Annotated in this window: 11 protein-coding genes; 8 read left to right on the plus strand and 3 right to left on the minus strand. The window is 69.5% G+C overall.

Translation table 11 applies throughout. The features are described from left to right. The first annotated feature begins 35 nt into the window (after window positions 1-35). Window positions 36-644 (plus strand): TetR/AcrR family transcriptional regulator, encoded by a 609-nt coding sequence (locus tag OHA68_RS35640; RefSeq protein ID WP_327104162.1) that lies wholly within the window; start codon window positions 36-38, stop codon window positions 642-644. An 87-nt stretch (window positions 645-731) separates the two neighbouring features. On the opposite strand, the gene OHA68_RS35645 is transcribed toward OHA68_RS35640, so the two are convergent. After that, entirely contained in the window at window positions 732-1,520 is a 789-nt protein-coding gene (locus tag OHA68_RS35645) for a carbonic anhydrase (RefSeq protein ID WP_327104163.1), read from the minus strand. Window positions 1,521-1,746: 226 nt separating this feature from the next. Between OHA68_RS35645 and OHA68_RS35650 the strand changes: the two genes are divergently transcribed. From OHA68_RS35650 to OHA68_RS35680, 7 genes are all read left to right on the plus strand, one after another. Continuing rightward, window positions 1,747-2,523 carry an NAD-dependent epimerase/dehydratase family protein gene (locus tag OHA68_RS35650; protein ID WP_327104164.1) on the plus strand — a complete coding sequence of 259 codons (777 nt, stop codon included), beginning with the start codon at window positions 1,747-1,749 and terminating at the stop codon, window positions 2,521-2,523. A gap of 190 nt (window positions 2,524-2,713) precedes the next feature. After that, window positions 2,714-3,280: a hypothetical protein gene (locus tag OHA68_RS35655; RefSeq protein WP_327104165.1), complete on the plus strand. Its 567-nt coding sequence runs from the start codon at window positions 2,714-2,716 to the stop codon at window positions 3,278-3,280. A gap of 427 nt (window positions 3,281-3,707) precedes the next feature. Further along, window positions 3,708-4,220 (plus strand): IPT/TIG domain-containing protein, encoded by a 513-nt coding sequence (locus tag OHA68_RS35660; RefSeq protein ID WP_327104166.1) that lies wholly within the window; start codon window positions 3,708-3,710, stop codon window positions 4,218-4,220. Continuing rightward, window positions 4,180-4,938, plus strand: coding sequence for a hypothetical protein (locus OHA68_RS35665; RefSeq protein ID WP_327104167.1), 759 nt, complete (start codon window positions 4,180-4,182; stop codon window positions 4,936-4,938). Before OHA68_RS35660 ends, OHA68_RS35665 begins: the two co-directional genes overlap by 41 nt. 3 nt (window positions 4,939-4,941) lie before the next feature. Next, the gene (locus tag OHA68_RS35670; protein WP_189143116.1) at window positions 4,942-5,298 is read left to right on the plus strand and encodes a hypothetical protein; all 357 of its coding nucleotides are present in this window, start codon (window positions 4,942-4,944) and stop codon (window positions 5,296-5,298) included. 167 nt (window positions 5,299-5,465) lie between these two features. Next, a complete protein-coding gene (locus tag OHA68_RS35675; protein ID WP_327104168.1) occupies window positions 5,466-8,108 on the plus strand; it encodes a hypothetical protein in 2,643 nt (880 codons plus the stop codon). Continuing rightward, window positions 8,101-9,708: a hypothetical protein gene (locus OHA68_RS35680; protein WP_327104169.1), complete on the plus strand. Its 1,608-nt coding sequence runs from the start codon at window positions 8,101-8,103 to the stop codon at window positions 9,706-9,708. The genes OHA68_RS35675 and OHA68_RS35680 overlap by 8 nt, the downstream gene beginning before the upstream one ends. A 53-nt stretch (window positions 9,709-9,761) precedes the next feature. Here OHA68_RS35680 and rox read toward each other — a convergent pair whose 3' ends face one another. Together rox and OHA68_RS35690 are read right to left on the minus strand one after the other, a co-directional pair. Then, on the minus strand, window positions 9,762-11,186 hold the full coding sequence (gene rox / locus OHA68_RS35685) for a rifampin monooxygenase (RefSeq protein WP_327104170.1): 1,425 nt from the start codon (window positions 11,184-11,186) through the stop codon (window positions 9,762-9,764). Between the two features lie 35 nt (window positions 11,187-11,221). Further along, window positions 11,222-11,968, minus strand: coding sequence for a TetR/AcrR family transcriptional regulator (locus OHA68_RS35690; protein WP_327104171.1), 747 nt, complete (start codon window positions 11,966-11,968; stop codon window positions 11,222-11,224). Between the last annotated feature and the right edge of the window lie 31 nt (window positions 11,969-11,999).

Below are 11,999 nucleotides of genomic sequence, written 5' to 3' on the forward strand. Positions count from 1 at the left end.
GTGCATAAAAGCAAGGTGTGCGGTATGGTGGCGTCGTGGAAGGTCATCGTGAACGCAAGAAGGTCCGCACCCGCCGCGCGCTGCTGGAGGCCGCGGTGCGGCTGTTCAGCGAGCAGGGCTACGAGCAGACCACCATCGCCGAGATCGCCGCGGCGGCGGACGTGGCGCCCCGGACCTTCTTCGCGTACTTCTCGAGCAAGGAGGATGTGCTCTTCCTGCAGGCCGAGGATCGCGGGCAGGCCATGCTCGACGTGATCGCCGGGCGGCAGCCGGGGGAGCCCCTGGGGGCTCTGCTGAGCCGGATGTTCGACGGTCTGGTGCGCGGCCTGGCCGATGACGACGAGCTGGACTTCGCGCTGTCGCCACTGCGGGCGCGGCTGATGTTCGCCGAGCCCGCGCTGCGGGCCCGCGGGCTGACGCTCATGATGGAGGAGCAGCCCCGGGTGGCGGCGGCCCTGTGCGAGGTCTATCCCGAGCTGGATCCCGTATCGGCCGGGGCGGCGGTCGGGAGCTTCATGGGCGCGCTGGCCGTGGCGGGCCTGGTCGCCCAGCAGCAGGGTGGCTCGAACGAGGACGTCCTGGTCGCCGGGCGGCGGGGGATCGAGGTCGCGATCAACGGGCTGTCGAGCCTCGGCGGTTCGTGAGCATTCCGCGTGCTCGGCCTAACGCCCCGCGCCGCTGGTGACCAGGCCGTGCGGGCGCGGGCCCGTACGTGCCGGGGCCGCCTGCGGTCAGGCGGGTGCGCCGTTCAGGATCTCGACCTGGCCTGTGTCCAGGGAGTAGTACGCGCTGACCACGGCCAGGTCCCCCTTGGCCACCAGCGGCGCGAGGTCTCGGTTGCCGCGCAGGGCGTTCGCGGTCAGCTTCACCTGGGCTCTGGCCATCGTCTCGATTGGGTCGGCGCTGCGCTCCCGTACAGCCTGTTCGTAGGCCGGACGCAGAGCGTGCGTGATCGCCTGGAGGTTGCCCGGCAGCGGCTCATCGTCCCGCAGGGCTTTGTACGCGGCGGCGACCGCGCCGCACCGCTGGTGGCCGAGTACGACGATCAGCGGAGTTCCGCTGGTCATCGGCCCGTACTCGACGGAGCCGGTGACGACGGGCCCCAAGGCCGTCCCGCCGCTGCGCATGACGAACAGATCGCCCAGGCCGGTGTCGAAGACGAGCTCGGGCGGCACCCGGGAATCGATGCAGGACAGCACCGCCGCGTAGGGCTGCTGACCGGTGGCCAGCAACTCCCGGCGGGTGGGATCGCGATCCGGATGCTGGAGCTCGTTGGCCACCCAGCGTCTGTTGCCCTCCATCAGCCGCTGGTAGGCGGCCTTCGGTGTGCCGGGAGTCGATCCTGGGCGGGACGCGGGAGCCGCCTCGGTCCGCAGGCCGGCCGATGAGCAGCCGGCAAGCCAGGCTGCCGCGAGGGACGCGGCCGCTGTGAGCAGCGTTCGCCGCGCCGGAGGTTCCCGGTGGGCGGCCCAGCGCTGGCTGGCATCGATGACGTGCGGGGACGCGGGCAGGCTGGTCACGAAGGTCACGCTACGCGTTCCGTCCGTCACTCGTCGGGAGGTTGCGCGTGGGGACGGCACCGGCCTCGGGATCCAGCGGAGTGCCGATTATAAATCTACAATGTAAAGGGCGTTGGTTCCAGGAAATTTCCACTCATACCGGACACAAACCCAGCCACAAGATGAACAGCCCAGGCTGTCGGTGGCGTGGGGCAGAGTTGCCGTCATGGGAACGAGTCTTGGGACTGTGGTGGTCACTGGTGCGGCCGGGCGAATCGGGTCGGCGGTGCGGGTCGGTCTGCGCGGCGAAGCGGAGCATCTGGTGCTCGTCGATCGGGTCGGCCTCGCCGCGCGGTCGCCGGCCGAGGAGGTGCGGCAGTTTGATCTGCGCGACGCCGAGGCGGTGGCGGCGGCCCTGGCAGGTGCGGATGCGGTGGTGCATCTGGGCGGGGTCCCGGATGAGGCGCCGCTGCCTGAGCTGCTGGACACCAATGTTCAGGGAACGCACAACGTGCTGGAAGGCGCACGTCGGCAAGGGGTGGGGCGGGTCGTGCTCGCGAGCAGCAACCGGCTTACCGGCTTCTATCCGGTCTCGACGACCGTCACCGCCGAGATGCCGCCGCGTCCGGACGGTCTCTATGGGGTGAGCAAGATAGCGGTCGAGGCTCTGGGGCGTCTGTATGCGGACAAGTTCGGTCTGTCCGTGGTGTGCCTGCGTATCGGGAGCTTCGAAGACACGCCGACCGAGCGGCGTCATCTCGCCACGTGGCTGAGCCCGCGCGACTGCCTCGGCTTCGTCCGCGCCGCTCTCACCGCCCCCGACGTCGACTTCGCGGCGGTGTACGCCGTCTCCGCCAATACGCGCCGGTTCTGGGACGTGGCGGCCGGGTCGGCTCTGGGATACACGCCCGTGGACGACGCGGAAGCCTTCGCCTCGCGTATTCCGGCGGAAGGGGACGCGGCGGGGCACGGTCTGCAGGGCGGCGCATACGCCAACGCGGAATACACGCTCCGGCACCTCTGAAAGAAGCCGGCTCTTCGGCGAATGGTGTGCCGCCGTGCCGATATCTCCCGGCTGTGCACGTTCCTGGCATAAAGCACGTACGGATAGCCCGTATCATTGCACAGTGTTATCAGTAACTTACGTTGCGTTATAGGCGGAGGTGGGGATCACAGCGAGGCATAGATCATTTACGAGAAAGGCCATAGCTTCGATGCACACGCGTATCCGCCTGGCAGCCCTGGCGTCCGGCGCCGCCATCCTCGCCGCCAGCGGCATGATGTCGGCCTCGGCGTCAGCCACGGCCCCGGTCCCGGCCTCCAGCACCCACAACCGCCCTTCCGCGCGTTTCGGCATCGCCTATCTGCCGGCGAACGTCGACCTGCAGCCCACCGCGTCGGGCACCTGGGTCGACACCGGACTGCAGGTCACCCTGCCCAAGGCCGGCACCTACGCGCTCGACCTGGACGTCCGGGCACGCCTGCAGGGGGTTCCCCCGGTCAACACGTTCATGGTCGGCCGTCTGTGGAACGTCGATGCGGCCACCGCTCTGCCCAACAGCGAGCGGATCCTCAGCCAGCTGATCGACACCACCGCGACCGGCGCCGGGATCATCGCCAAGAACACGACCTCCCCGATCAGCGAGTACATCACCGTGACCGCGCCGACCACGATCCGGCTGCAGGCCCAGCGGACCAATGCCAGCGGCGCTTCGACCATCGCCGCCATCTGGAGCGACGGCGCGGGGCGCACGTCCTTCCGTTTCGACAGGATCTCCTGATCGAATCGCCCTGCCCCTGAGACCTACTCGATCGTCCGGTGCGAACCGGGCTGGTCATCGACGGTGGCGGTCGGGCGGCGACGCTTCCCGGTCGCCGCCCGACCGGTCAGGTCTTTCCATGTCAGTGCCGTGCGTCGTGCGGCGCCGCGCATGACCTCCGCCCCTCGCGTGCGGCGCAGGAAAAATGCGACGAGACGCAGAGTTATGGCAACGGTTATCAGTTGCGGCGTATTTGTGCTGGGTCGCGGAGTCGAATTGATAAATAAGCGGGTATTCGCCGTCCCGCTCACTGGCATTCGCTTGCCAATTGTTTACGATCGGCTTCTGGCGCCTGCCGGACTCATGAGACATTCTCTTAGTAACGGCGTTATGCGCGGATACGCGCCCATGCGCTCACACTGGAAATCAGCGGATACAGGGGGATCGAATGCCGCTCAAGATCGGAAATTTCAATCCGGACCGTGGCAAGCCGCGGGACCTGATCAGGATCACGGGTGAGGGTTTCGTGCGCGGTACCCAGGTCATATTCTTCCCGGACAGGGAGGGATACGACGTGACCGTGAAGACCGCGGGTGAACTGACGGTCAAGGTCCCGGAGGTGGTCGAAACCGGGATCATCCATCTTCGGAACCCGGACGGCGAGAGCAGTTCGAGCACCAAGTCTTTCACCGTCCAAGAGCCGCCTATTTACATCACACAGCTCAAGCCGACGAGCGGGCAAGTCGGTGAGAAGATAATCATCGCCGGGCACGGCTTCGATCTCAATGGTCGGAAGGGGACCGTGAAATTCGGCAGTTACGTCGCCACGCAGATAGATTGGAGCAGCGATATCCTCATCAGGGCGACAATACCGGCGACCGCCAGAGCCGGGGAGGTGCACATCGAGGTCGCCACCCATCATGGCACCGCCAGGAGCCCACAACTTTTCACCATTAAGTGAGGGTCCGCAGATGCCCGGGGCAACTGACTGGCAAGCCATCGTCACGGCGAGCTGGGACAGCATCAAAGCGAAGGTTGCCGCCGACCTGCCCAAGGCGGTAGCCGGGAAACCGCTGTCCGACCATACCTACAACGAGCAACTCGGCGTCTGTGTCCTGCTCAACGGGCCGAACACCGGCGCCGCGGTCTGGAATGACGACGGTGCGGGCACGGTGGCGCTGACTTCGCTGAAGGTGAGCGATTTCACGTCGGTCACCGGCCAGAGCGCCAGGTTCGGGACTCTCCAAGTCGAGTTGCCGCTGTCTTTCGCGCTACTCGCGGCGAGCGGGCGGTACGCCTACGTCCAGCCGTGCGCCCAGTTCAGCCTCGGCAAGAAGGGTGCTCCGGCCAGGCTGAACGGCGCCGGGAAGATCAGTGCCAGGTCAGAACGCGGCAGCCTGACGTATCAGCTGAAGGTCGTCGATCCGGACAAGGCGCTGCACCTGGAGTTGACCGGGGCGAAGGTCGACGGCCAGCGAACCGTCAACCTTGAGGCTGACGGCCAGCCGAGCAACGCGCTGCTCCGCATCCTGCTCGGGTCGTTCAGCGAGGGCTCGCAGCGGCTGATCATCTCCTCGGCGCTCGACTCGTTCTTCTCCCACGGCGAGTTCGGCCGGGACATGGTGAACGAGCTGAACCGGATCATCGGCGCGAGCCTCGCGCAACGAGCACAGGGGTGAGGCATGGCCACGATCGAAGGCATCTACAAGGCGACCGTCGCGGTCGGCGAGACGGTGAGTCCCGTGCTCTTCATCCTGAAGGCGGGCCGGTTCGAGGGGTTCGACACCGACGATCGGCGGTTCAGCGGCACCTATGCCGCGGATCCGGCCACGCTTGACGTGCTGCTGACAGCGCAGATGTCGTACTGGACGCCGGTCCTGCCGGGAGAGGAGCCGGTGCGGGCGACGGCGCCGTTCACGGTCCGCGTTCCGGCACCGCCCGACGAGGCCGGTGCGACGATCGCGGCCGACCTGAACCTGGACGAAACGGTCGGCAGCGTGGTCATCGAGCGCCTGAGCAGCCTTGATTTCCTGAAATGACGGAATCTGGTCCTCTGCCCGATACGGGGATGTACCGGATGTTCGACGGATATCTGGTGACGCCCGACCGGGCCGGCGCGGGGTCCGTGTTCTCCCGCATCTCGTTCCGGCTGCCGGAGGCCGGGGCGGTGTCGAGCGGAAGGGGCGAGGCGGACGGCATCCCCGCCGTGCGGATCGCGGTCGCGGACAGCATCCCCTTCCCCGCGTACGGGGAGGTGGTGGCCTCCACCGTCGTCGACGATTCCCGTACCGGCGCGCAGCAGGTGTGGTTCGTCCGGCAGGTCGGCGGCGAGGTGTTCCTGGATCGCGTGTCGCTCAGTGCCACCGCGACGGGGACCGGTCAGACAGCGGCCGGTCAGACAGCGGCCGGTCAGACGGGGGTCGGTCGGACGGGGGCCGGCCAGGCGCTCGGGCGGACGACCTTTCCGCTGGGGGCGAGCTGGGTACGGTCGATCGCCGGCGAAGCCGCGCTTGCCACGAAGACCCAGGTGGTGCTGGTCACGGGGGCCTCGGATCAGGGCGTCGTGGTGGGAGCCTTCGACGCGTCATCGGGAAGGCTCACGAGCACCTGGACACTGCCCGGCTCGCCCCTGGGCTCGCTGGTCGGCAGCTGGATCCTGGTCCAGGACTTCACGACCTGGCTGTTCGTCACGGTTCGCGCGGCCGGCGCGCTGTCGACTCTCGCGGTCCCCACGACCGCACTCAGCCCCGGTCAGCAGCTTCCGGCGGCCGATGTGCACCACCTGCCCCGGGTGGACGTCGCCACGGGATCGAGCGCGGACGCGACGCTGGGGAGAATGCTGCCCGGATCGGCCGGGAGTCAGCTCATCCTGGCCGCGGCCGGGCCGTCAGGCGCCCCGTTCGTGGTCATGCAGGGGTTCGACGCGGGAAAACCGGCGCAGCGCGCCGTCGCGGTGATCGATACGGCGTTCGCCAAGCCCAGGTCGGGACAGTACCGGCTGACCTGCGCCGACCTGGACAACAACGGGCAAGAGGAGCTCGTGCTCGCCTATCCGGCCGACTACGGCGGCGTGACGGGTGCGGCCGCCTTCGTGCTGCTGCGCTTCGACGCGCAGCACAGCCGCTGGGAGGCGAGCAGCCGGTACGTCGCGGCCGGGCCGGGCGGGGCTCCGCTCGCGAGTCTGGACCTGCGGCTCGGCTCGGGCGTTCTCGGCGACGCGGTCACCAGCGGGGTGCTGGTCCTCGGCGCCGGGGGCGATCTCGCGCACATCATGAAGGGCGAGGCGCAGGTCTTCGCCGGCATCGTGCCGGTCGACCCGGTCACCTTGCGGTTCCCGCCCTATGCCGAGGCCCCGGCCACGCTGCCCGCGGTGACCCAGATCGGGGTCACAGGGTTGAAGGCGCCCGGCGTCCTCGGGTCGGTGGTGGACCTGTCCGGGCTCAGCGTCACGCTCGGACCGCCTGTGCTCACCCAGTTGTCGTCGCGTGGCCAACTGCTCGCGATCCTGCAGGTCCCGCCGTTCGACCGGGAGACCGTCAGCATCGCGCCGTCGCTCACTTTCTCCGAGTCGGACAACCAGGTGAAAGGACTGTCGGTCACCTCGTCCAAGGACTGGGTCATGTCGGAAGACGCCGGCCTTTCGCTCGGCATCAGCAGTTCGATGCTCAACTTCCACCTGAGCAAGACATACGGCCATGGCTTTTCTCATACGGAGGACAACAGCACGTCGATGGGTGTCGCGATCAGCCGGACGCCCACCCAGCTCGACCGGCTCGTGACGATGTCCGTCGATTATTCGGTCTGGCGTTACCCGATCGTCCGCCGGTCCCGCGGCGCCGAGTCGGGCGGGACGCTGATGGTCGTCTTTCCCGGTTCTTCGATTCCGGTGCAGGGCACTCCCATCGCCTACGACCGGCAGTTCGGATACCGTACCGGCTATGAGCCGGGCGTGCTGCTGTCGTACCTGAACGTCGAGCTCGACGGCTGGGACGAGACCAAGCAGAGTGAATTGCTGCTTTTCCGGCCGCTGGTCAGCCTGGAAGTCACCAACGATCAGCCGGATACCAATACCTACGACCGCACTGACACCAATCAGGGCACCGTCGGCAAGCATTACTTCGTGGCGACGTCAGCGAGCAGCAGCGCGAACCTGCTCATGAACACGCACTTGTTCAGTTATCTGCCGGCATCATTCGGGTTCAATCTGGGCTCCAGCGAATCCTATTCGGACAGCGCCATGGAAATGACGTCCTTGTCCCGGACCGAATCGCTGTCGATCAGTGTCAGTGGGGGCACCGTCCCCGATGCCAGTTTCCGCTACACGGTGACGCCGTATATCTATCAGCATGCCGGCCTCGGTGCCCTGGTCGTGGCGTTCAAGGTGGGAAATCTCGGCCCTGGATGGCGGTCCCAGTACGCGCAGCCCTATCCGATGCTGATTCTGCCTTTCCGGCACCAGAGCAAGGATCCGCTGGAGAAGATCTTCAGCCGCAGCATCAGCTTCGACAAGCAGCCCGACGGAACCGTGCACATCGTGGTCGAGGTCTTCAACCACGGTTTCACCGATGCCGAGATGGTCACCGTGCGGGTGCACCTCGGCGAGCCGAAGTTCGAGGATGGGCGCCCGGTCATCCCGGCGGACACGCCCATCGGCGAGGTGCAGGGCCGGGTCGTGGCGCTGGGCCGCCAGCGGATGCGGGTGACGTGGACTCCTCCGGCAGGGGCCGCGTTCATCACCGCGGTGGTCTGGGGCGGACCACGGACCATCGACTTCGCGGAGGTCGCGTGGAACATCTACCCCGAGTCCGCCTTCGAGGGCCTCGGCTTGCCAGGGATCAGGGATGCCTGAGGCGTCGCGTCCTCTGATCACCTCGCACGCCCGAGCCGAGGCGGTGGCGCGGCCGGCCCGCGAGCCGGCCTCGGCCGGATACGGGGTTTCCCTGGCCGACCACGAGATCGGCGGGCGACGCCGGGCGCAGAACGCCCTGGCACGCCGGCTGTATCCGGCCCTGCACGCGGTCACCCTCGCGTGCTCGCGCCTCGGCTTTCGCGAAGCGGGCGAACGCACCGGGCTGGCGAGCGAGCGCACCGGGCTGGCGAGCGAGCGCGCCGGGCTGGCGGGCGAGCGCGCCGGGCTGGCGGGCGAGCGCGCCGGGCTGGTGATCGCGACCTCGGCTGCCGACCGCCACGCCGTGGCGCGGTCCCCGCAGGTCTTCCTGCCGCCGATCACCGAATCGGCCGCTCAGCGGGCACGCCGGCTGGACGTCCTGCTCGCTGTGTCACGCTTCGTCTCCGGCGGTCTGGCCCAGGACGTGGCCGTGATGCTCGGCACGCGTGGCCCTGAGCTGTGCCTGCCGGGCGACTGCGGGCTGACGCCGCTGGCGGTCGCCCGGCTGTTCATCGATTCCGGGCGGGCCGACGCCATGGTCGTGGTCTGCGTGGACCCCCGGGCCGGCGATCCCGGCCGGCATGAGGCCGTCGCCGTGGTGGTCGAGCGGACGGCGGCGGCCGGCATCGCCGTTCCCTCCCTGTCGGCTGCGCTGTCCACCGACACAGCGGCCTGTGTGCCGGCGATCGGGACCTATCTGGCGGGCGGCCCCGGTGATCGCCGGACCGACGCGCCGGGACCCCCGGGGATCGACTGCACCATTCGCTGGGCCGCACCGGCCGCACCGGAGCCCGTCGACATCGGAGACTTCGTCGACCGCGGCCGGCGACTGCTTGACGAGAGCCTCCGCGCGGCCGGGTCGCGGGAACTCGGGGTGGTGGTCGCGAGCCTGCTCGACCTGTCTCCCGAGCACGCGCTCGCCGCGATCGAGCGCGGGGCCGCGCCGCCGGAGGTCGCCGGGGAGGCCGGCCGGATGACGTTCGCCGGCGGGCTGCGGCAGCACCACGTCGACCGGGGGCTGCGCGGCCCCTACATCGCGGTGACCGGAATCCCCGGCGCCTCGTTGCTCTCGCTGGCGATCGCCGAGGATCTGATCAGCCAAGGCGTGGTGCCGGCCGTCGCGGTCATCGCCGGCGACTGGGTCGGGGCGGGGGCCACGCGGGCGCTCGCCGTGCTCGACTGCCCTGACCGGCCGTACCTGCGATCATCGGTGTCCGCGCTGGTGCTCGGGCCGGCCGGCGGTCAGGCCGGCGGGCGGCGGATCCGGAGCCTGGTCGCCCGCCGCGACGCCTGTGATGACTTCGGTGCCGAGCTCAGCGCGCATGCGCCGGATGACACGAGCGCCAGTGGCTGCACGGGTGAGGATCTGGCCGCGGCTCTGGCCTTCATCGGGCGGTCATCGCTGCCCGCCGCACCTGTCGGCCCGTCCCTGTCCCGGTTTCTCGGCGCCGACGCGCTGGCGCGGGTGTCCGGCTCTCTCGGCCTGCCGGGGCGCGCGGCGGTGTCGGTCCGCAACGCGCTCGGCGGATCCGGAGTCGTGCTGCTGGGCGCCCCGCGTTGAGACCGGGCACCGTACGTCGCGATATGACTATGTAAGCCGTCGGTACTCGGTGGTCAGGGGCGGGCGGGGCCGAACCAGCGGGGGAGGTGGGCGAGGAGGTCGTGCTGGTCGTCGCCGGCCCAGGCCACGTGGCCGTCCGGGCGGAGCAGGACCGCGGGGGCGTCCAGGGCGTCGGCGGGGCCCACGAAGTGGTCGACGCGGTCGGTCCAGCCGGATATCGAGAGGTGGCCGGTTCGGTCGAGGAGCAGTCCACGGCCGCGGTGCATCAGCGCGTAGAGGCGGCCCTGTCGCACGTCGATGTCGCGCAGGCGGCGGCCGAGCAGGGGGTGGCCGTCGCCGAAGTCGTAGCGGACCCCGATCGCGGTGATCTTCTCGGTCAGGTGCCGGCTCACCTCGTCGAGGTCCATCAGTTCCGACAGCAGCCGGCGCATCGCCTGGGCGCCCGGCGTGGTGGAGATCAGCTCCATCTGCGCGCGGGTGTTGTCCAGCACGTCGGCGGCCACCGGGTGCCGTTCGGCGTGGTAGCTGTCCAGCAGTCCCGCCGGCGCCCACCCGTTGACGTCGGCGGCCAGTTTCCACCCCAGGTTGAACGCGTCCTGGATGCCCAGGTTGAGGCCCTGCCCGCCCAGCGGCGGGTGGATGTGGGCGGCGTCACCGGCCAGCAGCACCCGCCCGACCCGGTAGCGCTCAGCCTGCCGGGTGGCGTCGCCGAATCGCGACAGCCAGCGCGGGGAGTGGACGCCGAAGTCGGTGCCGGCGTACACGCGCAGTTGCCGTTGGAACTCCTCGAACGCGGGCGGGACGGAGCGGTCCTCGGCCACCCCCTCGGCGGGGACGACGACGCGGTACACCCCGTCCCCGACGGGCCCGAGGCCGAACCGCTTGTGGGTCAGGCGGACCTCGGCCACCACGGCGGCCACGGTGTCCTGCGGCGCGGTCGCCTCCATCTCGCCCAGCAGCGTCTCGACCCGGGTGGGCTCGCCGGGAAACCCGACGCCCAGCAGCCTGCGCACGGTGCTGCGGCCGCCGTCGCAGCCGACGAGGTAGCGGGAGCGCAGCCGCGTCCCGTCGGCCAGCTCCACGCTCACCCCGTCGTCATCCTGGCTCAGCTCGGCCAGCGCGCAGCCGCGCCGGATCTCGGCGCCGGCCTGGGCGGCGTGCTCGGCCAGGAGCCGGTCGGTGGTGGTCTGCGGAATGGCCAGGACATAGGGGTGCGCGGTGTCCAGCCCGCCGGGTGCGGGCTTGTTGATGCCGGCGAACATGCCGCCGACCGGGTGCCGGCGGCCGAGCGCGAGGAACCGCTCCAGCAGGCCGCGCTGGTCCAGCACCTCGATGCTGCGCACGTGCAGGCCGAGCGCGCGAACGTACGGGGCCGGTTCGGGCTCTTTCTCGAGTACGAGCACCCGCACCCCGTGCAGCCGCAACTCGCCGGCCAGCATCAACCCGGTCGGCCCGCCGCCGGCGATGATCACGTCCATGTCGGCCTCCATCCGCTGCCCACGAACCCCCATGCTCAGGCCCCCGCGAGGGCCGCGGCGACGCAGTCGAGGACGCGCTGGAGCCCGTGCCGGAACTGGTCGTCGCGGCTCAGGTGCGGCTGGCGCGCCTCGATCACGATCTTAGTGAAGATCGGGTAATCCCCGCTCTTCACCACCTGGTCGATGTACGGGCTGCTCCGCGCCATCCACTCCGCCTCGCTGAGCCCGCTGCGGCGGACTTCCTCGGCGGCGCTGATCTCCTCGCGGACGGTGCCCTCGACGTAGCCGGTCAGGATGGCCACGAGGCCGAGATTCTCGTCGATGGAGACGAAGGCGTCGAGCACGCCCATCAGCCGTTCGATCAGGAGCAACTGGTGGGGGCCGAAGCTGGGGAGTGACCGCTGCACGGTGGCGATCCACGGGTGCCTGAGCCACATGGCCCGCAGCCCATCGGCGTAGCGGGTCAGGTCGGCGCGCCAGTCGTCCGAGGGCATGCCCGTGACGTCGATCTCGCCCATCACCTGGTCGGCCATGAGCTCGACCAGGTTGTCGCGGCTCGGGACGTACCGGTAGAGGGACATCGCGCCGGCGCCGATCTCGGCGGCGATCCGCCGCATGGTGGCGGCCTCAAGCCCGTCGGCGTCGGCGATCCGGATCGCCGCCTCGGTGATCTGCGCGCGGCTGTAGACCGGCTTCGGCCCGCGGGCGGGGCGCTCGGGCCGCATCCAGATGTTCACGTACTCGGCGTCGGCCACCGTCTCCTCCTCCCCAGTTGCGTACATGGTACCCAGTAATCTAGCCTGACCCGCAACC

The organism is Nonomuraea glycinis, assembly GCF_035920485.1.
Lineage (GTDB): Bacteria > Actinomycetota > Actinomycetes > Streptosporangiales > Streptosporangiaceae > Nonomuraea > Nonomuraea glycinis.

Bases quoted from the DNA above. Each gene is read 5' to 3' on its own strand.
- OHA68_RS35655 (WP_327104165.1), top strand. From the start codon at position 2,714: ATGCACACGCGTATCCGCCTGGCAGCCCTGGCGTCCGGCGCCGCCATC.
- OHA68_RS35660 (WP_327104166.1), top strand. From the start codon at position 3,708: ATGCCGCTCAAGATCGGAAATTTCAATCCGGACCGTGGCAAGCCGCGG.
- OHA68_RS35665 (WP_327104167.1), top strand. From the start codon at position 4,180: ATGGCACCGCCAGGAGCCCACAACTTTTCACCATTAAGTGAGGGTCCG.
- OHA68_RS35670 (WP_189143116.1), top strand. From the start codon at position 4,942: ATGGCCACGATCGAAGGCATCTACAAGGCGACCGTCGCGGTCGGCGAG.
- OHA68_RS35680 (WP_327104169.1), top strand. From the start codon at position 8,101: ATGCCTGAGGCGTCGCGTCCTCTGATCACCTCGCACGCCCGAGCCGAG.
- rox (WP_327104170.1), bottom strand. From the start codon at position 11,186: ATGGACGTGATCATCGCCGGCGGCGGGCCGACCGGGTTGATGCTGGCC.
- OHA68_RS35690 (WP_327104171.1), bottom strand. From the start codon at position 11,968: ATGTACGCAACTGGGGAGGAGGAGACGGTGGCCGACGCCGAGTACGTG.